At 72.8% G+C, this 22,657-nt stretch carries 22 protein-coding genes; 16 read left to right on the top strand and 6 right to left on the bottom strand.

The genetic code is table 11. The features are described from left to right. Positions 1 to 6 precede the first annotated feature (6 nt). The 5 genes from ACFY1S_RS07480 to ACFY1S_RS07460 are packed head-to-tail and all read left to right on the top strand — an operon-like array spanning position 7 to position 5,138. Positions 7 to 855 (top strand): hypothetical protein, encoded by an 849-nt coding sequence (locus ACFY1S_RS07480; RefSeq protein ID WP_387113762.1) that lies wholly within the window; start codon positions 7 to 9, stop codon positions 853 to 855. Beyond that, the gene (locus tag ACFY1S_RS07475) at positions 845 to 2,680 is read left to right on the top strand and encodes a class I SAM-dependent methyltransferase (RefSeq protein ID WP_387113760.1); all 1,836 of its coding nucleotides are present in this window, start codon (positions 845 to 847) and stop codon (positions 2,678 to 2,680) included. Before ACFY1S_RS07480 ends, ACFY1S_RS07475 begins: the two co-directional genes overlap by 11 nt. After that, the gene (locus ACFY1S_RS07470; protein WP_387113758.1) at positions 2,677 to 3,414 is read left to right on the top strand and encodes a cytidylyltransferase domain-containing protein; all 738 of its coding nucleotides are present in this window, start codon (positions 2,677 to 2,679) and stop codon (positions 3,412 to 3,414) included. Before ACFY1S_RS07475 ends, ACFY1S_RS07470 begins: the two co-directional genes overlap by 4 nt. After that, entirely contained in the window at positions 3,411 to 4,493 is a 1,083-nt protein-coding gene (locus ACFY1S_RS07465; RefSeq protein ID WP_387114368.1) for a PseG/SpsG family protein, read from the top strand. Before ACFY1S_RS07470 ends, ACFY1S_RS07465 begins: the two co-directional genes overlap by 4 nt. Before the next feature lie 9 nt (positions 4,494 to 4,502). Then, positions 4,503 to 5,138 carry an alpha-ketoglutarate-dependent dioxygenase AlkB gene (locus tag ACFY1S_RS07460; RefSeq protein WP_387113756.1) on the top strand — a complete coding sequence of 212 codons (636 nt, stop codon included), beginning with the start codon at positions 4,503 to 4,505 and terminating at the stop codon, positions 5,136 to 5,138. 78 nt (positions 5,139 to 5,216) lie between these two features. Here the strand turns inward: ACFY1S_RS07460 and ACFY1S_RS07455 are convergent, their stop codons facing one another. Together ACFY1S_RS07455 and ACFY1S_RS07450 are read right to left on the bottom strand one after the other, a co-directional pair. Further along, on the bottom strand, positions 5,217 to 7,700 hold the full coding sequence (locus ACFY1S_RS07455; protein ID WP_387113754.1) for a DNA topoisomerase (ATP-hydrolyzing) subunit A: 2,484 nt from the start codon (positions 7,698 to 7,700) through the stop codon (positions 5,217 to 5,219). 32 nt (positions 7,701 to 7,732) lie between these two features. Then, the gene (locus tag ACFY1S_RS07450) at positions 7,733 to 9,790 is read right to left on the bottom strand and encodes a type IIA DNA topoisomerase subunit B (RefSeq protein WP_387113752.1); all 2,058 of its coding nucleotides are present in this window, start codon (positions 9,788 to 9,790) and stop codon (positions 7,733 to 7,735) included. Between the two features lie 163 nt (positions 9,791 to 9,953). On the opposite strand from ACFY1S_RS07450, the gene ACFY1S_RS07445 reads away from it, so the two are divergent. The 3 genes from ACFY1S_RS07445 to ACFY1S_RS07435 all read left to right on the top strand — a co-directional run bounded on the left by ACFY1S_RS07445 (position 9,954) and on the right by ACFY1S_RS07435 (position 13,137). Next, positions 9,954 to 10,715 (top strand): hypothetical protein, encoded by a 762-nt coding sequence (locus ACFY1S_RS07445; RefSeq protein WP_387113750.1) that lies wholly within the window; start codon positions 9,954 to 9,956, stop codon positions 10,713 to 10,715. 206 nt (positions 10,716 to 10,921) lie between these two features. After that, entirely contained in the window at positions 10,922 to 12,178 is a 1,257-nt protein-coding gene (locus tag ACFY1S_RS07440) for a hypothetical protein (protein ID WP_387113748.1), read from the top strand. A 95-nt stretch (positions 12,179 to 12,273) separates the two neighbouring features. Further along, on the top strand, positions 12,274 to 13,137 hold the full coding sequence (locus ACFY1S_RS07435) for an alpha/beta fold hydrolase (protein ID WP_387113746.1): 864 nt from the start codon (positions 12,274 to 12,276) through the stop codon (positions 13,135 to 13,137). A gap of 38 nt (positions 13,138 to 13,175) precedes the next feature. Here the strand turns inward: ACFY1S_RS07435 and ACFY1S_RS07430 are convergent, their stop codons facing one another. Continuing rightward, on the bottom strand, positions 13,176 to 13,346 hold the full coding sequence (locus tag ACFY1S_RS07430; protein ID WP_364371874.1) for a hypothetical protein: 171 nt from the start codon (positions 13,344 to 13,346) through the stop codon (positions 13,176 to 13,178). Between the two features lie 196 nt (positions 13,347 to 13,542). On the opposite strand from ACFY1S_RS07430, the gene ACFY1S_RS07425 reads away from it, so the two are divergent. After that, positions 13,543 to 14,175 carry a hypothetical protein gene (locus tag ACFY1S_RS07425; RefSeq protein ID WP_387113744.1) on the top strand — a complete coding sequence of 211 codons (633 nt, stop codon included), beginning with the start codon at positions 13,543 to 13,545 and terminating at the stop codon, positions 14,173 to 14,175. A gap of 157 nt (positions 14,176 to 14,332) precedes the next feature. Continuing rightward, positions 14,333 to 14,701 carry a hypothetical protein gene (locus ACFY1S_RS07420; protein ID WP_364371881.1) on the top strand — a complete coding sequence of 123 codons (369 nt, stop codon included), beginning with the start codon at positions 14,333 to 14,335 and terminating at the stop codon, positions 14,699 to 14,701. Between the two features lie 57 nt (positions 14,702 to 14,758). Here ACFY1S_RS07420 and ACFY1S_RS07415 read toward each other — a convergent pair whose 3' ends face one another. After that, complete coding sequence (locus ACFY1S_RS07415; protein WP_387113743.1) at positions 14,759 to 15,709, bottom strand: DUF72 domain-containing protein; 951 nt, start codon at positions 15,707 to 15,709, stop codon at positions 14,759 to 14,761. A 128-nt stretch (positions 15,710 to 15,837) separates the two neighbouring features. Here ACFY1S_RS07415 and ACFY1S_RS07410 point away from each other — a divergent pair, with 128 nt between their 5' ends. The 3 genes from ACFY1S_RS07410 (at position 15,838) to ACFY1S_RS07400 (ending at position 17,819) form a co-directional block, all read left to right on the top strand. Next, positions 15,838 to 16,341, top strand: a complete 504-nt coding sequence (locus ACFY1S_RS07410; protein WP_364371887.1) for a DinB family protein — start codon at positions 15,838 to 15,840, stop codon at positions 16,339 to 16,341. 106 nt (positions 16,342 to 16,447) lie between these two features. Continuing rightward, positions 16,448 to 16,666 (top strand): hypothetical protein, encoded by a 219-nt coding sequence (locus ACFY1S_RS07405; protein WP_387113741.1) that lies wholly within the window; start codon positions 16,448 to 16,450, stop codon positions 16,664 to 16,666. Positions 16,667 to 16,772: 106 nt separating this feature from the next. Further along, the gene (locus ACFY1S_RS07400; protein ID WP_387113739.1) at positions 16,773 to 17,819 is read left to right on the top strand and encodes an NAD(P)-dependent alcohol dehydrogenase; all 1,047 of its coding nucleotides are present in this window, start codon (positions 16,773 to 16,775) and stop codon (positions 17,817 to 17,819) included. Positions 17,820 to 17,829: 10 nt separating this feature from the next. On the opposite strand, the gene ACFY1S_RS07395 is transcribed toward ACFY1S_RS07400, so the two are convergent. Continuing rightward, entirely contained in the window at positions 17,830 to 18,339 is a 510-nt protein-coding gene (locus ACFY1S_RS07395) for a DinB family protein (protein WP_387113737.1), read from the bottom strand. Between the two features lie 78 nt (positions 18,340 to 18,417). On the opposite strand from ACFY1S_RS07395, the gene ACFY1S_RS07390 reads away from it, so the two are divergent. Both ACFY1S_RS07390 and ACFY1S_RS07385 read left to right on the top strand, forming a co-directional pair. Next, positions 18,418 to 18,933 (top strand): 2'-5' RNA ligase family protein, encoded by a 516-nt coding sequence (locus ACFY1S_RS07390; RefSeq protein ID WP_387113735.1) that lies wholly within the window; start codon positions 18,418 to 18,420, stop codon positions 18,931 to 18,933. 108 nt (positions 18,934 to 19,041) lie between these two features. Next, positions 19,042 to 19,332, top strand: coding sequence for a hypothetical protein (locus ACFY1S_RS07385; protein ID WP_387113733.1), 291 nt, complete (start codon positions 19,042 to 19,044; stop codon positions 19,330 to 19,332). Between the two features lie 15 nt (positions 19,333 to 19,347). On the opposite strand, the gene corA is transcribed toward ACFY1S_RS07385, so the two are convergent. Next, positions 19,348 to 20,475, bottom strand: coding sequence for a magnesium/cobalt transporter CorA (corA, locus tag ACFY1S_RS07380; RefSeq protein WP_364371903.1), 1,128 nt, complete (start codon positions 20,473 to 20,475; stop codon positions 19,348 to 19,350). A gap of 229 nt (positions 20,476 to 20,704) precedes the next feature. On the opposite strand from corA, the gene ACFY1S_RS07375 reads away from it, so the two are divergent. After that, positions 20,705 to 22,645, top strand: a complete 1,941-nt coding sequence (locus ACFY1S_RS07375) for an amino acid transporter (protein ID WP_387113731.1) — start codon at positions 20,705 to 20,707, stop codon at positions 22,643 to 22,645. Positions 22,646 to 22,657: the final 12 nt, after the last annotated feature.

Raw genomic sequence — 22,657 nt, 5'->3', positions numbered from 1 at the left:
GACCTGATGCACCACGCGAACCACTTCTACGGCCACGCGCACGTGCTGGCCCGCTACGCCGGTCTCGGTGACCGGCACCCACCCCGGATCAACGGGTACGTGCAGCACGGCTGGAACATCGGCGACGGTCTGGCCCCGGGCCACCCGTACGCCGACCGAACGCCGAGCCTGCTCTGGTCGGAGCAGACCCGCCGGCGCGCCTGGTCGGTGGGCCGGCGCAACGTGGTCGTCATCGGCGCGCCGTTCGTCTACCTGCTGGCCATGCGTCCCGAGGAGCCGCCGGCCGAGGAGCGCGAGGGCACCATCTGGTACCCGTTCCACGGCTGGGAGGGCCAGCACGTCAAGGGCGACCACCGCAAACTGATCGCCCTGATCCGGGAGACCGAGCCCGGCCCGGTCACTGTCTGCCTGTACTGGCACGAGTACGGCATGCGCAACGTCCGCCGGCTCTACGAGCGCGCCGGCTTCCGGGTGATCTGCCACGGCTACCGGGGGCACTGGTGGAAGGACACCGACCCGGAGTTCCTCGACAAGCAGTTGACCGAGCTGCGCCGGCACCGCCGGGTCGCCTCCAACCGGCTGACCAGCGCGATCTTCTACGGCATCTCGGCGGGCTGCGAACCGGCGGTCTACGGCGACCCGATGATCCTGTCCAACGAGGATCCCACCTTCGGTGGGACGGCCCGGATCCGGCGACAGTGGCCGCAGCTGCACGGCACCTCGGTCGACCTGTCCACCGCGACCGGGATCGCCCGCGCCGAACTCGGCACCGGCCACCGCTGCTCGCCTGCCGAACTGCGCGAGCTGCTCGGTTGGGCGAACCTCCAGGAGGAAGAGGAAGACCGTGACGACTGAGACGGCACCCGCCGGCCGGATCACCCTGCCGGGCGGCGAGATGCTGGCCTGGTCCGACCTGCCGCGCGAACGGCTGGCCGACGGTGGGCCGCTCGCCGCGCTGGCCGCCCGGATCGTGCCGTCCGGCGCCCGGGTCCTGCTGGCCGGCCCGCACGATCCGGCGCTGCTGGACCGGCTCACCCACGCCGAGGTCACCTGCCTGTTGCGCAGCCACCCGGACGCGGTGGCGCTCGCCCCGCGCGCCGCCCACGTGGTGGTGGGCGGCCCGGCCGGGCTGCCCACCGACGAGACGTACGACGTGGTCATCGCCGCCGCCGGACTGGACCCGGTGGAGTCGGTGGAGGGCACCCGGCTCGGCTGGGACGGCGTGCTGGCGCGACTCGTCGCCGCGCTGCGGCCGGGCGGCGCGCTGCTGCTGCGCCTGGACAACCCGCTCGGACTGCACCGGCTCGTCGACACCACCCCCTGGTACGCCGGCCGGGACGACTCCGACTGGGTGATCGGTGGGGTGCTGGACCAGGCCCACCCGGCGAACCGCGACCAGCTCCGCGAGCGGCTGCGCGGCGCGGGACTGCTGCCGGCCGCCTGCTGGGCCGCGTACCCCGACTCCGGTGCCCCCGCCGCGCTGCTCGACGCCGACCAGCTCGACCGGGGCGCCGGCTCCGGCCTGTTCGACGCGGTGCTGCACGGCGCCTGCGCGGCGGGCTTCACAGGGGCGACGGTCCTGCAGGACCCGGCCCGGCTGGCGGTGGACGCGCTGCACGCCGGACGCGCCGCCGACCTCGCGCCGGGCTGGCTGATGCTCGCCCGCCGGTCCGGGGCACCCGCGCCGGCACACCACGGAGACCTGCCGGCGGCCCTCGCGCAGACCGGGCAGCCCGGGTTCGGCGTGCTGGAGGTGCTCGACGGCCCGTCGGGCTGGCACTGGGGGCTCACCCCGGGCACCGGCGCTGGCCTGCCGGTCGCGCAGCCGTTCGCCAGCCACGTGGCCGCGTACCGGGACGCGGCCGCGCCCAGCGGGCCGGTGCCGCCCGGCCGGCTGCTGCGTACCCTCCTGCTCGACGCGGCCCTGCGCCGCGACCTGGCGGCCCTGCGCGTGCTGCTGCGGGGGTACGCGGGCTGGCTCGCCGACCAGGCCGACCCCGACGGGTCCGTCGTCGGCGCGACCGCGCTGGCCGGCACCGACAACGTGGTCGTCGACGGCGGGCGGTACGCCGTCCTCGACGCGAGCTGGCGGGCCACCGACGCCCTGTCCACGGACGTCGTGCTGGCCCGCGGCCTGTGGCGTTTCGCGGCGGACCTGTTCACCGGCGGGTACGCGCACCCGTGGTCGTCCACCCTCGACGTGGCAGGCCTGACGGTGGTGCTCGGCGGGCTCGCCGGACGCGACCTGGACCGCGGGACAGTCACCCGGGCCGTGGACGCCGAGGCGGAGATCACGGCGGCCCTGCACCAGCTCGACCCCGACGGCCGGGTCACCCTCGCCACCCGGCTGCACGCCGTCGCGCCGACCGACCCGCCGGTCGGCCCGCACAGCTACCAGCAGATGCGTGAGGCGTGGCTGCGTCAGCGCGAGGAACTGAGCCGACTCGCGGCGTTGACCGCCTGGACCGAGGAGCTGCTGACCTCGCGCGAACGGGCGCTGCGCCGCGCCGAGACGACAATCGGTCTGCTCAGCGGCTCACTCAGCTACCGGGTGGGCCGGCTCGCCATCACACCGGCCCGGCTCGCCAAGCGCGGCGCCCGCGCCGCCAAGCGCGGCGCCCGCGCCGCCAAGCGCCGCGCCCGCGCCGTAATCGCCCCAAGGCGGGAGGAGCAGCAGTGACCGGACCAGGCATCGTCGGGATCGTGCAGGCCCGGATGGGATCGTCGCGCCTGCCCGGCAAGGTGCTCCGCCCGCTCGCCGGACGGTCCGTGCTGGGCCGGGTGGTGCGCGCCGCCAGCGACAGCGGCGTCCTCGCCGACCTGGTGGTCGCCACCAGCACCGACCCGGTCGACGACGCGGTCGTCGCCGAGTGCGTGCGGCTGGACGTGCCGTACCACCGAGGGCCCGTCGACGACGTCCTGGACCGCTTCGTGGGCGCGCTCGCCGCGCACCCCGGCGACGCGGTCATGCGGTTCACCGCCGACTGCCCCCTGCTCGACCCGGAGATCATCGCGCTTGTCGCCGCCGTGTACCGGGCGGTCCCCGGACTCGACTACGCGAGCACGTCGATCGCCCGTACGCTGCCCCGGGGACTGGACGTCGAGATCATCCGGGCGGACGCGCTGCGTACCCTCGACCGGCTCGCCACCGGGCACCACCGGGTGCACGTGACCTCGTACGCGTACACCCACCCCGACCTGTTCCGGGTGCTCGGGGTGACGCTCGCCCCGGACCGTTCCGGGCTGCGGCTGACAGTCGACACCGAACAGGACTGGGCCCTGGTCAGCGCCGTCGTCGACCACTTCGGCGACGTCAGCGTGCCGCTGGCCAAGCTCGCCGACTGGCTCGACGGGCAACCCCGGCTGCGGGCGCTCAACGCCGACGTCCGCCAGAAGCGCCTGGAGGAGTCCTGAACACGATCCGGGTCGGTCTGCGCTGCGACGCCGGGCCGCGACGCGGTGTCGGGCACCTCGTACGCTGCCTGGCCCTCGCCGAGGAGTTCCAGGCCCGCGGGACACACGTCACGGTGTTCGGCACCGTCGAACGGCTCGACTGGGCCGTCGCCGAACTGGCCGCGCGGGGCATCGGACTGCACCCCGGCCCGGACACGCCGGACGGGCTGGTCGAGGCGGCCCGCCGGCACGACCTGGACGCGATGGTCCTCGACTCCTACGAGCTGGATCCGGCCGGCGCGGGCGCGCTGCGTGCCGCGGGCGTGTTCACAGTCGCCGTGATCGACGGCGACAGCCGGGGCCAGGTCGCCGACCTCTACCTCGACCAGAACTTCGGGGCACGGCACCCGGAGCTGCCCGGCCGGCTGCTCGCCGGCAGCGATTACGCACTGCTGCGCGACTCGGTGATCGCCGCCCGACCACCAGTCCCCCCGCCCGCCACGGCGGTCAGCCGGCCCCGGGTGCTGGCCTTCTTCGGTGGAACGGACGCCGTCGGGGCGGCCCCGGTGCTCACCCGGGTACTGGTGGCCACCGGCCATCCGATGGACCTGACCGTCATCGTCGGCCGACCGGAGACCGAGGCGGAGGTGGAGGACGTCACCCCCGGCCGTGGGCAGGTCATCCGACCGGTGCCGCCCACCACCTCGCTACCGGCCCTGATCACCGAAGCCGATGTGGTGGTCAGCGCCGCCGGCACGTCCACCTGGGAACTCTGCTGCCTCGGCGCACCCGCCGCCCTCGTCTGCGTGGTCGACAACCAACGCGAGTCGTACCACCGGGTGGTGCGGCACGGCCTCGCCGCCGGCCTCGGTGAGCTGCCCGAGCTGACCACCGCCGGCGTCGCCGGACGGGCCGCCCGCGCGGCGGCGGCGCGGACCCTGCTCGGGCTGCTCAGCTCGCCCCAGCGGCGCGCGACGCTCGCCGCACAGGCCTGGTCGACAGTCGACGGGCAGGGCCGGGCCCGAGTCGTGGACGCGGTGCTCGACGCCGTGGGCGCAACCCACCGATCCATTGGCACGGGTGTACGAAACTGCTGCTAGGGTGACCGTATGACGCAGGCCGCCTACCAGCCGTCGATGCTCGACCTGACCGACACCGGGCCGACCCTGGGGCCGCTGGCCGGCCAGATCCGCCGGCACCAGCTCACCCGCGGAGCCTGGGTCGACCACCTCCCCGGCTGGGTGCGCGGCTCCGACGCGGTCCTCGACACCCTGCTCACCGAGGTGCCCTGGCGGGCCGAACGCCGCACCATGTTCGACAACGAGGTCGACGTGCCCCGCCTGCTCTGCTGGTACGACGGCGATCGCCAACTCCCCCACCCCGTGCTCACCGAAGCGCGGGCGGAGCTGACCCGGCACTACGCTCCCGAGCTGGGCGAACCGTTCGTCACCGCCGGCATGTGCCTCTACCGCTCCGGCCGGGACAGCGTGGCGTGGCACGGCGACACCATCGGCCGGTCGGCGCACACCGACACAGTCGTCGCCATCGTCTCCTTCGGGGCGCCCCGGCCCCTGCTGCTACGCCCACGCGGCGGCGGCGACAGCCTGCGTTTCCCGGTCGGCCACGGCGACCTGATCGTGATGGGCGGCTCCTGCCAACGCACCTGGGAACACGCCATCCCGAAGACCACCCGGCCGGTCGGCCCCCGGGTGAGCGTCCAGTTCCGCCCCGTCAACGTCGCCTGACCTGCCTTATCGACCAAGAGGTCCGCGTCACGACGGGCCGGAGCCGGTGACGCGAACCTCTTGATCAAGCCTGAGGGGTCAGTCGCGTTCGATGAGGTGGCCGACCACCGTCGGGCCGAGCATCACCGCGAAGCCGGAACCGTCGCGGCGCGGGTCGGCCGCGGGAAGCTCCACCGGGTCACCGGTGCCTGTCGCGCCGACCGGGCGCGGCCCCACCCAGGCGACAGCCACGTCCGTCTCCCCCTTGAGGAAGCGGTGCGCGCGCACCCCGCCGGTCGCCCGGCCCTTCGCCGGGTACGACTTGAACGGCGTCACCTTCACCGTCGCGCCGGTCGAGGTCACCACCATCGGTTCCCCGTGACCCGGGTCGTCGGTGCGTACCGCCCCGAAGAACACCACGCGCGCCCCGGCCGGCAGGTTGATGCCGGCCATGCCACCACCCTTGAGCCCCTGCGGACGGACCAGCGCGGCCGGGAACCGCAGCAGCGACGCCTCCGACGACACGAACGTCAACGTCTCGGCGCCGTCGGTCAGCCAGGTCGCCCCGACCACCTCGTCACCGTCACGCAGACCGATCACCTCGAACTCGTCGGAGCGCACCGGCCACTCCGGCGCGCAGACCTTCACCACGCCGTGGCGGGTGCCCAGCGCCAAACCCGGGGAACCGTCCGCCGGCCCGCCGAGCGGGGCCAGACCCACAACTGTCTCCCCCGCCTCCAACGGCACCAGCTCGGCCGCCGACATGCCGCCGCGCAGCGACACCGTGCCTGCCTGCTCGGGCAGCACCGGCAACGGCAGGACGTCGACCTTGAACGCCCGACCGGCGCTTGTCAGCAGCAACACCCGACCACGGGCGGTGGAGTGCACTGTCGCGCGTACCGTGTCGTGCTTGACCCGGCCGTTGCGTCGGCGCCCCTCGGCGCTCTCCTCCGACTCGGCCGCGGTCCGGGCGACCAGCCCGGTCGCGGAGAGGATCACCTGGCACGGGTCGTCGGCCACCTCCAGCGGGCCGGCCGGCGCGGACGCGGCCAGCACCTCCTTCAGGTCGCCGTCGACGAGTGTCGTACGCCGTTCGGCGCCGAACTGCTTGACCACCGCCGCCAGCTCGTCGGAGACCACCTTGCGCAGCACCCGCTCGTCGTCGAGGATCGCGCTCAGCTCGGCGATCTCGGCACGCAGGCGCTCCTGCTCGGCCTCCAGCTCGATCCGGTCGAACTTCGTCAACCGGCGCAGCGGAGTGTCCAGGATGTAGGTGGCCTGGATGTCGGAGAGGCCGAAGCGGCTCATCAGCCCGTCCTTCGCGGCCTGCGCGTCGTCGCTGCCCCGGATCAGCCGGACCACCTCGTCGATGTCCAGCAGGGCGATGAGCAGGCCGTCGACCAGGTGCAGTCGTTCCTGGCGCTTGCGCCGGCGGAAAGAGGTGCGGCGGGTGACCACCTCGTACCGGTGGGCCAGGAAGACCTCCAGCAGCGCCTTCAGCCCCAGCGTGCGCGGCTGCCCGTCCACCAGGACCAGGTTGTTGACGCCGAACGACTGCTCCAACGGGGTCAACCGGTAGAGGTCGGCGAGCAGCGCCTGCGGGTTGACCCCGACCTTGCACTCGATGACGAGCCGGGTGCCGCTCTCCCGGTCGGTGAGGTCCTTGACGTCGGCGATGCCGGTCAGCCGCTTGGTCTTGGTGACCTCGTTGGTGATCGCCGCGATGACCTTCTCCGCGCCGACCCCGTAGGGCAACTCGACCACTGTGATCGCCTGACGGCCCCGGCTGCCCTCGATCGGGCCGATCTCCACCTTGCCGCGCATCCGCACCACGCCGCGCCCGGTCTCGTACGCCCGGCGCACCTCGTCCAGGCCGAGCAGCACACCACCGGTGGGCAGGTCGGGGCCGGGAACGAACTCCATGAGCCGGTCCAGTGTGGCGTCCGGGTGGTTGATCAGCCAGCGGGCGGCGGAGACCACCTCGGCCAGGTTGTGCGGGATCATGTTGGTCGCCATACCGACGGCGATCCCGGACGCGCCGTTGACGAGCAGGTTGGGGAACGCGGCCGGCAGCACTGTCGGCTGGGTCAGCGACCCGTCGTAGTTGGGCTCGACGTCGACGGTGTCCTCGCCCAGCTCACCGACGAGCAGCATCGCCTCGCGGGACATCCGCGCCTCGGTGTAACGCGAGGCGGCGGGGCCGTCGTCGGGGCTGCCGAAGTTTCCGTGCCCGTCGATGAGTGGCACGTTGAGGGAGAAGTCCTGCGCGAGGCGGACCATCGCGTCGTAGATCGCCGTGTCGCCGTGCGGATGGTACTTTCCCATCGCATCCCCGACAATTCGGGCAGACTTCACGTGCCCACGGTCGGGCCGGTAGCCCTGCTCGTACATCGACCAGAGGATGCGCCTGTGCACCGGCTTGAGACCGTCGCGGGCGTCGGGCAGGGCGCGGGAGTGGATGACCGAGAACGCGTACTCCAGGTAGGAGTCGGAGACCTCGGTGACCAGCGGATTGTCGAAGACCCGCGCGCCGGCCTGGTCGAACGAGGAGAGGTCGACCTTGTTTTCCTTGCGGCGTGCCATGACTCAGCTCTCCACTCGAAGGGAACGGGTGCTCACGCGTCGATCGCTTCCCGGTCGACCCGGTCGGCGGAGTCGATCAGCCAGTTGCGCCGGGGCTCGACCTTCTCGCCCATCAGGAGTTCGAGGATGCGTTCGGCGGCGTCCACGTCGTCGAGGGTGATGCGACGCACCGCGCGGGTCGCCGGGTTCATCGTGGTGTCCCACAACTCGTCGGCGTCCATCTCACCCAGACCCTTGAACCGTGGAATGGGGGTGACGATCTGCTTGCCGGCCTTCTCCAGCTTGCGGACCGTCGTCTCCATCTCGGCCTGCGTGTACGTGTAGACCGTCTGCGGGTTGCGCCCCTTGGTGGTGACCTTGTGCAGGGGCGGCATCGCGGCGTAGAGCCGACCGGCCTCGATCAGCGGGCGCATGTACCTGGCGAAGAGGGTGATCAGCAGGGTACGGATGTGCGCGCCGTCCACGTCGGCGTCGGCCATGATCAGCACGCGGCCGTAGCGCAGCGCGGAGAGGTCGAACGTGCGCCCGGAGCCGGCCCCGAGGACCTGCACGATCGCCGCGCACTCGGCATTGTCCAGAACCTGCTGGAGGTTGGCCTTCTGCACGTTCAGGATCTTGCCGCGGATCGGCAGCAACGCCTGGTATTCCGAACTGCGGGCCATGCGGCTCGTGCCGAGGGCGCTGTCGCCCTCCACGATGAACAGCTCGCTGCGGTCGATGCCGGTGGCCCGGCAGTCGACAAGCTTCGGCGGCATCGACGCGCCCTCCAGGGCGGTCTTGCGCCGGGCGGCGTCCTTCTGCTGCTTCTGGGTGAGTCGCACCCGGGCCGCGTCGACGATCTTCTGCAGGACGGTGCGCGCCTCGGCCTTGGTGCGCCTGTCCTCCAGCCACGCCTTGACGTGCGCGTCCACCAGACTCTGGATCACCTTGGTGATGCCCGTGGTGGACAGCTCGTCCTTGGTCTGCGAGGTGAACTGCGGCTCGGGGATCCGCACGTGCACCACGGCGGTCATGCCCTCCAGGACGTCGTCCAGGGTGGGCGGCTCCTCCTTGGCCTTGAGCAGGCCACGGGTGTTGCGGACCGCGTCGGCGAGGGTGCGCACCAGGGCACGCTCGAAGCCCTTGCGGTGGGTGCCGCCGTGCGCGTTGCGGATGGTGTTGGTGAAGCACTCGACGGTGCGCTCGTAGCCGGTGCCCCAGCGGAACGCCACCTCGACCTCGGCGCGGCGCTGCACATTGGACTGCATGACCCCGTTGGCGTCGGCGGCGTTCTCCCGGTACGTCCCCTCGCCGTTGACGAGCAGGATGCCGGAGACGGGCCGGTCGCCGGCCGGGGCGAGGAACTCCACCATGTCGCTGAGCCCGTTGGGGTAGTGGAACCGCTCCTCGGCGGGCGCCTCGCCGGTCAGGTCACGCAGCAGGTACGTCACGCCGGGGACCAGGAAGGCGGTGTTGCGCAGCTTCATGCGGACCGCGTCGACGTCGAGCGCCGCGCCGGTCTCGAAGTAGCGGGCGTCGTGCCACCAGCGGATCGAGGTGCCGGTGCGGTGGCCGCGCTTCATGGCGCCGATGACCTGGAGCCCGGGGCCGGGGGTGAAGGGCGCGTCCGGGCCGTCGCCGTCGAAGATCCCGGGGACGCCGTGCCGGAACGACATGGCGTGGACCTTGCCGGCGCGGCGGACCGTCACGTCGAACCGGCGGGACAGCGCGTTGACCGCGGAGGCGCCGACGCCGTGCAGGCCGCCGGAGGTCTTGTAGCCGGAGCCGCCGAACTTGCCGCCGGCGTGCAGACGGGTCAGCACCAGCTCGACGCCGGAGATGCCGGACTTGGCGTGCACGTCGGTGGGGATGCCCCGCCCGTCGTCGTCGACCTGCACCGAGCCGTCGGCGTGCAGGATCACCTCGACGTGGCTGGCGTGACCGGCGACGCCCTCGTCTGTGGAGTTGTCGAGGATCTCGTTGACGAGGTGACCCACGCCACGGCTGTCGGTGGAGCCGATGTACATGCCGGGCCGCTTGCGGACGGCGTCCAGCCCCTCAAGGTGGGTGAGGTCATCGGCCCCGTACAGGGTGTCAGGCTCTGCGGTCAACTGGTCGTACTCCCCGGTCTCGGCGGTGTGCTGCCGGTCACCGGCGACATCAGCCGGCGTGGCGCGCCGCAGCGAGCCTAGCCGGAGGCTGGGACAACTCCCGTAGGCCCTACGCGACCCGCCGCGTGACACCGCCCGGACGTGAGCGAGGGAACAGCTACGGGTGATCACGGGACCACGCACCGACACCGCCGCCGGTAAGCTCTCCCACCCGGCCGGTGGTCGAAAGGCGGACACGGTGGACGAGACGACGCGCGGTGCCCTGCGACTGTCCATCGGCACGCGGGGCCGGTTCTGGCTGCTCGTGGGCACCCTGGCGGCGGGCCTGCTCAGCGCCGTGGCGCTGGTCGCGGCGGCGGATCGCGCCGACCGGACGTTCGCCGCGGTCTCGGGCACGGCACAGAGCCTGATGTCGGTGCTGACGCCCCTGTTCGGCATCCTGCTGGTGCGTGATCTGCGGCGGGCGCCCGACAGGACAGCTGTCGCTCCCACGGTGCTCGCGGTGCTGGTGCCGGCAGTCGTCATCGGCGTGGGCGGGGCGCTGATCTGCGCCGCGACTGTGGCTCTCACCCCGGCCGCCGTGGCCGACGAGCCGTGGCGGCACGCCGGGACGGTCGCGCTGGGCAGCGTGCTGGTGCAGGTCGTCGCCGGGCTGGTCGGCACCGGGCTGGGTCTGCTGCTGCGCTCGACGGTGCTCGCGTTCGTCGCGACCATCGTCCTGCCGTTGGGGCTGTTCGGCCTGTTGGGCACCGTGGACGCCCTCCGTCCGGCGCAGCCGTGGCTCACCCCGTTCGGCAGCGTCCGGCACCTGCTGTCGGGCGAGATGAGCATGCTGCGGTGGGCGCAGTGGCTGTGCGTACTGCTGATCTGGGGTGTGGGTCTGAACGCCCTGGGCGCGGCCGCGCTGAGGCGTCGCGGGCGGTAGGCCCCGCGGACGTAGCGGTCGCCCGGACGGTCGGGCACACCCCGATCCGGTACGCCGCCAGGTCGTCCCGTTCGGACGCGGCGGCCCTACCGGGCCGACATGTCATTCATCGAAAGATTCTGTTACGGGCCATTGACGCCCGTCGCGCAGGAGTGATCTGATCGCGCTCTCAGAGAATCTTTCATCTTTCGATGGATGGGAGCTCCATGCCCAGATTCCGCCGTACCGCGCTCGCCGCGGCACTCACGATCGTCACGGCCGCGCTCTCGACGGCCGTCGCGCTGCCCTCCCCCGCGACCGCCGCGCTGCCCACCGCCGCGGTGGCCCTCGGCGACAGCTTCATCAGCGGCGAGGGCGCCGGGGCGTACACCCCGGTGGTCGACGTCAACGGGGTGGCCCAGGGCTTCCCCGGCTGGACGGCGCCGAACAACAACGCGTACTTCTGCCACCGGTCGGCCAACGCGTCACTGAACCAGGCGAACCTGCCGGGCATCCAGAACCGGTTCAACCTGGCCTGCTCCGGCGGTCAGCCGCACGACATCGCCAACGCCTCGCAGGCGCGCGCCAACGGACGTACGGTGGCCGCGCAGCTCGACCAGCTCCGCGCCGTCGCCCAGACCCAGGACATCGACCTGGTGCTGATCGGCCTGGGCTCCAACAACAGCTCGTTCACCTTCGGCAGCGTCGCGGAGAAGTGCGCCAACCGGTTCATCGCCGACGCGTGGACCGGCTGGTGGGAGTTCTGGGCGTACCTGAACGGGCCGGTGGAGCAGAAGCCGTGCAGTGACGCCGACCTGGCCACCGCCGCGCAGCTCAGCGCCGCGACGGCGGAGACCACCGCCGCCGTACGCCAGATCCTGACCACCCTCGACCAGGTGGACGCGGACGGGCAGCACCGGGTCGTGTTCCAGGACTACACGAACCCGCTGCCGCTGGAGCTGAACGCGACGTTCCACGAGGAGGACGGCCGGGACGACACCCGGGACAAGTTCCGTGACCTGGGCGCCGAGCGGTACGCGGCCGGCTGCCCGATCCACCGCGCCAGCCTCGCGCCCGGGCACCGCTTCTCCCAGGGCCTCGGCGGTATCGTGAAGTCCACCCGGGACACCCTGGCCGCCGAGTTCCCCTCGGCCGACCTGGTCTACCTGAACGTGCAGCGGGCCTTCGACGGCGCCCGGCTCTGCGAGCAGACCAACAGCCCGACCGGCGCGCTTGCCACTCCGATCCGCCTCCAGGACGGCGCGAACGGCACCTTCGTCACGAGCCTCGCCGGCAAGGACAAGATCGACATCCAGCGCATCGCGAACACCTGCGTCAGCTACTTCCAGACCTGCCAGGAGTCGTGGCACCCGAACGCCACAGGGCACCAGGTGCTCGGCCAGTGCCTGGCCGGCGCCGCCACCACCGCCGCCCGCGCGGTGGCGTGTGTCAGGGCCGGCAACGGGGCGATCTCCGTCTCCTGACCGGCCGCGTCACCGAAGGCCCCGCCACCCGGCGGGGCCTTCGTCGCGCCCCACCTCGGCTACCCGCCGGTAACGTCGGGTCGTAAGCTGGCCCGGTGAACGGGGAAGCGGAGTACACGCAGGAGTTCGTCGACGTCGACGGCGCCCGACTCGGTGTGCAGGTGTACCCCGAGCCGGCCGGACCGGCGGGCGCGCCGGTCGTCGTCATCTGGCCCGCGATGGGGGTGCGCGCCCGCTACTACCGCCCGTTCGCGGCAGCGCTGCGCGACGCCGGGCTGGCCGTGGTCGTCGCCGACCTGCGGGGCACCGGGACGAGCACTCCCGCGCCGAACCGCGCCGACCGGCACGGCTACAGCGAACTGGCAAGCGACGTCGGCGCCGTCCTGGCCGCCCTCAAGCCACGGCTGGACGGGCGCACCCGACTGCTGCTCGGCCACTCACTCGGCGGGCAGGCCGCCCTGCTGCACCTCGCCCTGCACGGGGACGCCGACGTGGACGGGCTGGCGCTTGTCGCGGTCGGCATCCCCTACTGGCGCGTCTACCCGGGCCGGCGCGGCGTCGGCGTCCTGCCGTACACCCAGGGAATCGCCGCCACCGCGGCGCTGCTCGGGGTCTGGCCGGGCTGGGGCTTCGGCGGGCGGCAGGCGCGCGGGGTCATCCGGGACTGGGCGCACACCGCCCGGACCGGCCGTTTCCCGCACCTGGACGGCACCGACACCGAAGCGGCGGTACGCGCGGTACGCACACCCGTGCTGGCGGTCAGCGTCGACGACGACCAGTACACCCCGCACGAGACCATGGACCACCTGTGCGCGAAGCTCGCCTCGGCGCCGGTGACCCGCCAGCGGTACACGGTGGCGGAGGCCGGCGCGGCGCTCGACCACTTCACCTGGGTGCGCGCCAGCACTCCCCTGGCGGGGCGGATCGCCCGTTTCGCCGGCGACCTGCCGCCGCGCTGAGGCGTCACCGGCCGGGGCACGTGCCCCGGCCGGGCGGCTCACCCGTCCTGGTCCAACGGGGTCGACTCACCGTCGCGCTCCACGCGGATCTCGGCGTGGTCCTTGCGCGGCGCGACCTCCGCCGTGTTCCGGTGCGGGTCGTTGTCCGGGTGCATGAGCACCGCGTCGGTCTTGGGGGTCTTCTCCCGAACCTCATCCGGCTGCGACATCCCGTTCCCCTCTCGGTAGGTGTCCCCCGGCTCTACCCGCCACCGCCCGGACGACTCCTGCCGGCGGCGGTCCCGCACCGCGACGCACCGATGTCCCGACCGTGCCGGTGCGGCCGGGATCGGCCGGCGGGGTGACGGGGTTAGCCGCCCGGGCGGCGGGTAAGCCGCATCGCCCGACACGGCGGAAGGGGATCACATGTCCGAACGACACACCGCACTGCGCTCGATGCACGATCTGGGTCTGGCGGCCTGGTTCGGCGGCTCCCTCATGGGTGCCTTCGGCGTCAACGGCGCAGCGGCGAAAATCAACGACTCGACCCAGCGACTCCCGATCGCCTCGGCCGGATGGTCGAAGTGGACACCCGTCAACGCGGCCGCAATCGGCGCGCACCTGGCCGGCGCGGTAGGCGAACTGGTCACGGAGAGCCCCCGGGTGGCGGCCCAGCGGGGAGTCGGCCGGGCCAGTGCCATCAAGACCGCGTTGACCATCGGCGCGCTCGCGGTCACCGGCTACAGCCGGTTGGTCGGCATGCGGCTGGAGAAGGCGGGCGGCCCGCCGGTGAGCGGCGCGACCGAGCCCAACCAGCAGACACCGGCGAAGGTCGCCTCCTCGCAGCGACAGATGAAGCTGCTCCAGTGGGCGATCCCGGCGCTCACCGGTTCGCTGGTCGTGGTCACCGCGTACATGAGCGAACAGCAGAAGCCCGGTCAGGTGCTGCGGGGCATCCTGAACCGCACCAACGGGATGCGCAGCGCCCCGATGAGCATGGCCAAGATTGGCATGGGCATGGGGGCCGGCAAGCGGCACCTGGCGATGTCCGGACGCTGAGCGTCGGGCCGGCCGGTGCCCCGCCGGACCGTCGACGGCGGGACAGCGGCCGGCCCTGCGCGCCCGCCCACGGTGTACGCCGTGGCGAGCGGGCGGGACCGGCCCGGGGACGGGCACTTCGTCCGCCCGTAGCGGCGGACCGACGAGTGGGGTGGCCATGACCGAGGCACGCAGCAGTGGCGGCGGTGACCGGCCGGAACCGGAGGCGGTCAACCCGTGGGGCACCGGCGACGGTTTCGACGCCGACGCGCCGTGGGGCGCGGACGACGATTCGCCCATGGACGAGGGCAGCGAGGAGACGGCGGTGCCCGAGGGACGGCGTGGCGAACGGCGCGCGGGGGCCCCTGCTGGCCGGTCCGCTCCGGCCGGTCGACACGGCTTCGGTTCGGTCGAGCCCACCCGTACGACGATGGCCGGGCCGGGCGCGCCACCGGACCCGGCGCCCAGCGGCCGGACCTTCCCGGACGACGCGGACGTCACCGAGCGGTCCCAGGACGCGTTGCGCAGCCGGGGTCGGCGCTCCTGACCACCGCGCTGCCCGCGTCCCCCGGTACGGCCGGCAGGGCACGCGGGCAGCGGGCCGTCAGCGGGCGGACACGACCCGGGCCGGGGCGCTGCGGTCGTCGACCGGTCGAGGGGGCGCCGCCGGCGTCTCGACGAGCATGGTCTCGGCGAGCACCTGCGCCAGCCGTGTGGCGTCGCGCTGGGCCTGCCCGGCGCAGCAGTTGTTGAACAGCACGTGCAGGTCGTCGACCCGGTCGGCCAGTTGGGCGAGCCGTCCGGCCCAGTCCCGTAGTTCCGACTCCGCGTACGCGTAGCGGAACTTGTCCTCCTTGTCACCGTCACGCCACGCGTCGCTGTGCCCGTGGAACCGGACGACCGCCGGTTCGGCGGTGAGCGTGAGGATCGGCGGCACCGACGACTGGTGGCCCTGCGGCATGTCGACGCAGACCATCGAGAGGTCGTGTGCGCGCAGCAGGTCCAGAGTGGCCGCCTGGGCGGCACCGTCGAACCAGGACCCGTGCCGCACCTCCACCGCCACCCGCCACGGTCGGCACCGCTGTGCCAGCTCGACGATGCGACGCTCGGCCGCCGCGCCACGCGCCAGCCACGGCGGGAACTGCAACAGCACCACGCCCAGCTTGCCGGCGCCGGCGATCGGGTCCAGCGCCGCGCGGAAGCGGGCCCACAGCTCGTCGTACACGGGCTCGGGCAGGTCACGGCGGCGGACCCGGCTGGGGCCGGAGGCGGGCCGCAGGTCGCGGGGCAGCGCGGCGACAGGCGTCGGGTGACCGGTGAAGAGGCGGAACGCCTTGACGTCGAAGGTGAAGTCGTCGGGTGTCGCGTCGACCCAGCCCTGGGTGGTCTCCGGCACCGGAACGGCGTAGTAGGAGGTGTCCACCTCGACCAGGGGGAACCGGCCGGCGTAGAAGGCCAGCCGGGCGGCCGGCGTGTTGGCCGAGCGCGGGTACCAGCCGGAGCGCAGCAGCGACTGGTCGGCCCAGGACGACGTGCCCACCTTAATCACACCCATGTCATTCAGTGGACAGTCCCGCGCGCCGATCGGCAACCGCTGGCGACCCGGCCGACGTCGTGTCGACGCCGGAATGTCGGTGCCCCTTCCTAGTCTGGCGCGCGACGGACTTCGACAAAGGGGTGACCATGACCAGCACCGCGCAGCTCACCGGGGAACGGGCCGACCTGCTACAGACCCTGCGCCGGCACCGGGGTTTCCTCCTGCACACGGTCGAAGGGCTGACCGACGAGCAGGCCGCCACCCGCAGCACCGTCAGCGAGCTCTGCCCGGGTGGTCTGGTCAAGCACGTCGCGGGCACCGAGGAGCGGTGGATGCTCTTCGCCGTGGGCGGCGCCGAGGCGATGCAGCGCACCGAGATCGACTGGGTGGGTCAGTTCCGGATGGCGCCGGGCGAGACCCTGGCCGGGCTTGTCGAACGTTTCCAGGCGGTGGCCGCGCACACAGACGAGCTGGTCGCCACCCTCGACCTGGACGTGGCGCACCCGCTGCCGCAGGCGCCCTGGTTCGAGCCGGGGGCCAGCTGGACGGTCCGCCGGGTGCTGCTGCACCTCATCGCCGAGACGGCCCAGCACGCCGGGCACGCCGACATCCTGCGGGAGGCGATCGACGGCAGCAAGACCATGGGCTGAGCCGACGAGCGTTCGACGGGGCTGAAGCGCCAGGTCGCGTGTCGCCTCCCGTCCCGCACCTGGCGGATGTGACGCCGCGCAGGTGGGCGGCGCTGAGGGTCACGAGATGGACGCGGATCAGATGGACCAGGAGACCGCCGAGCGGCTGCTCGGCGGGGGTCCTGTCGACCCGTCGGCCGGCCCTCGTCCGCTCGTGCTGCTGCTGTCCGCCGTCCGCGCCGCGCCGCGCCCCGCCGAACTGGCAGGGGAAGGTCTCGCTGTGCAGGCCTTCCGCAGCGCCCGGCGCACACCCCGTGGGGAGGTCGGCCGACCGGCGCCGGGGTGAGCGTGGCTCACCCCGATCGGGTGAGCCACACCGCGCGGACGTGAACCCGTTTGCCGTGCCACGAAGTGGGCAGCCACCCGCAGGCTCAGAGACGGGGGGCGTTCGGATGCGGGCACTGCGGTTGATGGACTGGAAGTCGGAACCGGAACTGGTCGAGGTCGCCCAACCGACGCCCGGCCCGGGCCAGGTGGTGGTGCGGATCGGCGGCGCCGGTGCCTGCCACTCCGACCTGCACCTGATGGACGAGTTCGAGTCGGGGTCGGTGCCCTGGAACCCACCGTTCACGTTGGGCCACGAGAACGCGGGATGGGTGCACGCCCTCGGCGACGGCGTGACCGGGCTGCGCGTCGGGGAGCCGGTCGCTGTCTACGGCCCGTGGGGCTGCGGCACCTGCGCCCGTTGCCGGGTCGGCATGGACCCGTACTGCGAGAACCCGGCCGGCGCGCCGGTGCCCGGCGGCGGTGGCGGCCTGGGCCTGGACGGCGGCATGGCCGAGTACGAGCTGGTACCCGACGCGCGACACGTCGTACCGCTGCCCGAGGGGTTGGATCCGGTGCAGGCCGCACCGCTCACCGACGCCGGGCTCACCCCGTACCACGCCGTACGGCGGTCCTGGCCGAAGCTCCCGCCGGGAAGCACGGCCGTGGTGATCGGGGTCGGCGGGCTGGGGCACGTGGGCGTGCAGATCCTCAAGGCCACCACCGCCGCCCGCGTGATCGCTGTGGACAACCGCGCCGAGGCGTTGCGACTGGCCACGGAGTGCGGGGCGGACCGCACGGTGGCCTCCGGCCCGAGCGCGGCCGAGGAGATCCGGGACGCCACCGGCGGGCGGGGCGCCGACGTGGTGCTGGACTTCGTCGGCGCGGACGCCACGCTGACGCTCGGGGCGGCGGTGGCCCGTACCGTGGGCGACCTGACGATCGTGGGAATCGGCGGTGGCACCCTGCCTGTGTCGTTCTTCTCCGTGCCGTACGAGGTGAGCATCGCGACCACCTACTGGGGCAGCCGACCGGAACTGGTGGAGGTGCTGGACCTGGGGGCGCGCGGCCTGATCCGGCCGAAGACCACCACCTTCGCGCTGGACGAGGCCACGGACGCGTACCGCCAGATGCGCGAGGGCACGCTGGAGGGCAGGGCGGTGATCGTGCCCTGAGCCCGTCGGGTCAGTCGGCCCCGAGCAGGCCACGGACGAAGGCGGCCTGCCCGACGTGTTGCAGATCGTCCTCGACCACGCTGACCAGCCGCACGCCGAGGGTGACGGGTGGGTCCCACGCCTCGTCCACGACCCGGTCCAGGTCCGCCGGGGACAACCCGGCCAGGAACGATCGGGTACGCCCCGACACCGCGCCGTAGTAGTCGATCAACGCTTGGGCGCTCTCCGGCCGCACCGCCGCGACCTGCGCGGGCGAGTGCCCGAAGCCGGTGTCGTCGGGATCGGCGGCGAGGCCGAAACGGCCCGCCCAGTCGCCGCCGACCCAGACCTGCTCGGCGTCGAGCAGGTCGGCGACGGCCTGGTCCTGGATGCGGGTGAGGTGCCAGACCAGCCAGCCGATCGAGTTGGCGCCCGGTCCGGGTTCGTGGCGCAGTTGCTCCGGGCTCAGGCCGTCGACCGCCGCGCGGACGAGGTCGGGCAGCCTGTCGTACGTCTCGGTCAGCAGGTCACTCACGTCCACGGCGCACGCCTCCTGGTCGGTTTCCGAACAGGTACCGCCGACACGGGCGATCAAACCTCTGCCGGCTACGGTGATCACGTGGTCGCGGCGTTGGAGTTGTACCTGGATCCGGACGCCACCCGCCGGATCCGGGTGCTGTGGGACGCGCTGGAGGCCGAGGGCGTGCAGAGCATGCGCTCGCTGCTGGAGCAGCGTCACCGCCCGCACGTCTCGCTCGCGGTGGCGCCCCGCTTCGACCCGGAACAGGTGGCCGCCGCGCTGCGCGGGACGGTCGTGGCCGCCCCACTGCGGCTCGAATTTCAACACGCCGGGCAGTTCGTCGGCCGGGTGCTCTGGCTCGGTCCGGCGCCCACCGCGGAACTTCTGGCGCACCACCGGCTGGTGCACGACCGGCTGGCCGCCGCCGGCATCCCCCTGACCGAGCACTACCAGCCGGGCCGCTGGGTGCCGCACTGCACGCTGTCCATGCGGGTGCCGAACGTGCTGATGGCCGCCGCGGTGCGTCGCTGCCTGGAGGTGCTGCCGGTGGCCGCGACAGTGGTCGGCGCGGCGCTCACCGACCACGCGCGCGGGATCGCCCACCCGCTGCCCTGATCGCCGACCCGAAAGCGGACGATAGCGGAGAATGTCCGGTTTGGCGGGCCGCAGTCGGGAAACCGAAAAGAAGCGGTGCGGACGCGTCCGGGCGTGGGATGGTTCGAGATGGCTGCCGTACCGGTGCGACCCGCTCGCTCGGGCGACCGGCCCGGCGGCGCGGCCTACGCCCGCGCCGCCCGCGGCGGCTTCGACGAGGAGAGGCAGGGCCCCATGCAGGCTCAGCGCAGGCCACCGCGCACGGAGCGGAGCCATACCCGGGACGACCGGACCGGCGGCGGGATGACCGGGGCGGCCACACCACTGACGATCTGGGCCGCCGCGGTGCTGCTCGGCCGGATCGCCGCGGGCGACGACGACAGCGAGGACGAGCGGCACATCCTGCGCGGCATCGAGTGACCCCGACGCACCGGCTCAGAGCCAACCGCGCCGTTTGAAGACCAGGTAGAGGGTGCCGCACACGAGCAGCATCAGCAGCAACGCGAACAGGTAGCCGAACCGCCAGTCCAACTCCGGCATGTGGACGAAGTTCATCCCGTACACCGTGCCGATGAGGGTGGGGGCGAACAGGATCGCGGCCCAGGACGAGACCTTCTTCAGCTCCTCGTTCTGGGCGTAGCTGGCGGCGGTGAGGCTGCGCATCTCCTCGTTCTGCTGCTGCGAGACGAGTGTGGCGTTGACGGTGAGGATGTTCTGCAACAGGTGCCGGAACCCGTCCACCCGTTCCACCACCTGGGTGAGGTGGTCGGTGACGTCGCGCAGATACCTGCGCAGTTCCTCGTCGGTGCCGTAGCTGCCCGCGCCGGCCGCGAGCGCGTCCAACATGGTGAGCAGCGGACGGGCGGCCCGCTGGAACTCGATGACCTCCCGGCTGAGCCCGTAGATGCGCCGGCTGGCGTTCGGGTCACCCCCGAACACCTGGGTCTCGATCTCGTCGATGTCGTTCTCCAGTCCGGCCACCACCGGCGCGTACCCGTCGACCACCTGGTCGAGGATCGCGTACAGGACCGCCTCGGGGCCCTGGGCGAGCATCTGCGCGTCGGTCTCCAGTCGACGGCGTACGGCGGCCAGGTCGGGCGCCTCGCCGTGCCGGACGGTGACCACGAACCCTGGCCCGATGAACAGGTGCAGCTCGGAGAACTCGACCTCCTCGCGCCTGTCGTCGTATCGGGCGGCGCGCAGCACCACGAACAGGGTTTCGCCGTACCGTTCCAGCTTGGGCCGCTGGTGGGCGTTGATCGCGTCCTCGACCGCCAGGTCGTGCAGCCGGAACTCCCGCGCCAGTGAGGTGATCTGGTCGATGTCCGGCCGGTACAGCCCGATCCAGGCCATCGCGCCGTCGCGCTCCTGCAGGCAGCGGTACGTCTCGGCGAGGCCGGACGGCGAGGCGAACCGGTGCCCCCTGAGGTAGACGGCACTCTCCACCATGCCGCCGGTGGGCGGGGCCGGCGCGGGAGGTGGCGGCACGCCGACGGCTGTCGCGTGCTCGTCGAGCTGGCGGCCGAAGCCACCACCCGGGCGGAAGCGACGGCCGCCGACCATGAGCCGCTCCCCTCCCCGGTGGCATCCGCGTCCGGCAGGCCTCGGCCCGAGCGGGCGGATCGGTGCGCGGCGCCGGAGGCGCTGGATCCCCCCTGCCCCGGGGCCGAAACCCGTCCGACCCGCCGGGGCGGCCGGACGGGCACGGGCGGGTTCGGCGTACCTGCGGACGGGCGCGTACGACCAGGCGGATACTCGCGGTGAGCAGGGGCGGAGGACGGGGGAAGCGCCGGTGCGGGTCGACAGGCGCGCCGGGCGGCTGCGCGGCTGGCTGCTCGGCGGCGGTACGGAGCGGGCCGGGCGGCACCCCGGGCCGCACGGCCGCCCGCGGCGGGACCGGCAGCACCCCTGGTGGAGGGTGATGTGCCTGACCGGTGTCGACTACTTCTCGACGCTCGGCTACCAGCCGGGAATCGCGGCGCTGGCCGCCGGGGTGCTGTCGCCGGTGGCGACCCTGGTGCTGGTGCTTGTGACGTTGCTGGGCGCGCTGCCCGTGTACCGGCGGGTGGCGGTGGAGAGCCCGCACGGTGAGGGTTCGATAGCGATGCTGGTCCGTCTGCTGAGCTTCTGGCCGGGAAAGCTGCTCGTGCTGGTGCTGCTGGGGTTCGCGGCTACCGACTTCATCATCACCATCACCCTCTCGGCGGCGGACGCGACGGCCCACATCGACGAGAACCCGTTCCTGCCCGCCGGGCTCAAGGGGCACCAGCTGCCACTCACGCTGCTGCTGGTGGCGTTGCTGGGCGCGGTGTTCCTCAAGGGATTCGGCGAGGCCATCGGGATCGCCGTCGCCCTGGTGGCGGTCTACCTCACGTTGAACGCGGTGGTGATCGCCGTCGCGTTGGAGCGGGTGGTGACGCACCCGAGCGCGGTCGGGGACTGGGGCACCGCGCTGACCACCGGGCACGGCGACCCCCTGCTGGTCGTCGGACTGTCCCTGCTGGTCTTTCCGAAACTGGCGCTGGGTCTGTCCGGGTTCGAGACCGGGGTGGCCGTGATGCCGCACATCCGGGGGGACCGGCAGGACTCCGAGGACAGGCCCTCGGGGCGGATCCGGGGCGCGCGCCGGCTGCTCACCACCGCCGCGACGATCATGAGCGTCTTCCTGCTCACCAGCAGCGTGACAACCACGGTGCTGATCCCGCCCGAGGCGTTCCAACCGGGCGGCCCCGCGAACGGCCGGGCACTGGCCTACCTGGCGCACCAGTACCTCGGCGAGGTGTTCGGCACCGTCTACGACCTGTCCACCATCGGGATCCTCTGGTTCGCCGGCGCCTCGGCGATGGCCGGACTGCTCAACCTCGTACCCCGCTATCTGCCCCGCTACGGCATGGCTCCGACCTGGGCCCGGGCCGTACGCCCGCTGGTCCTGGTCTTCACCACAGTGGCGTTCCTGATCACTGTGGTCTTCGACGCCAGCGTGGACGCGCAGGGCGGCGCGTACGCCACAGGGGTCCTGGTGTTGATCACCTCGGCGGCGACGGCGGTGACCCTCGCGGCGCGGCGACGGCGGCAGCGGGGCCTGACGCTCGCGTTCGGGACCATCGCGGTGATCTTCGTGTACACGACAGTGGCGAACGTCGTGCAACGCCCCGACGGCGTCAAGATCGCGGCGTGTTTCATCGGCGGGATGATCCTGGTGTCGGTGCTGTCCCGGCTGATGCGGGCCTACGAGCTGCGGGTCGACCACGTGGAGCTGGACCCGGCAGCGGCCCGGATGATCGACGAGCGGGCGGCCCGCCGGATCCGCCTCGTCGCGCACGAGCCGGAGCGCCGGGACCCGGCCGAGTACCGCGCCAAGCTGGCCCAGACCATGGCGGACAACGACTTTCCCGACGACGGCGACGTCATCTTCGTCGAGGTGCACGTCACCGACCCGTCGGACTTCGAGACCGCGCTGCTGGTCCGCGGCAGCGTGGCGCACGACAGCTACCAGGTGCTCAGTCTGGCGAGTTCCTCGGTGCCCAGCGCGCTCGCCGCCCTGCTGCTGGAGATCCGCGACCGGAGCCGGCGTCGCCCCCACATCTACTTCGAGTGGACCGAGGGCGGGCCGGTTCGCAACCTGCTGCGCTACCTGGCGTTCGGGCAGGGCGCGATCGCCCCGGTCACCCGGGAGATCCTGCGCCGCCAGGAGCCCGACCCTTGCCGCCGCCCGCACGTGCACGCCGGTTGACCTGCCGGTCGA

It is taken from the genome of Micromonospora sp. NPDC000663 (assembly GCF_042898105.1).
Taxonomy (GTDB): domain Bacteria; phylum Actinomycetota; class Actinomycetes; order Mycobacteriales; family Micromonosporaceae; genus Micromonospora.
The sequence above is the reverse complement of the archived record's forward strand: the minus strand, read 5'-3'. Positions and strand labels throughout refer to the sequence as shown.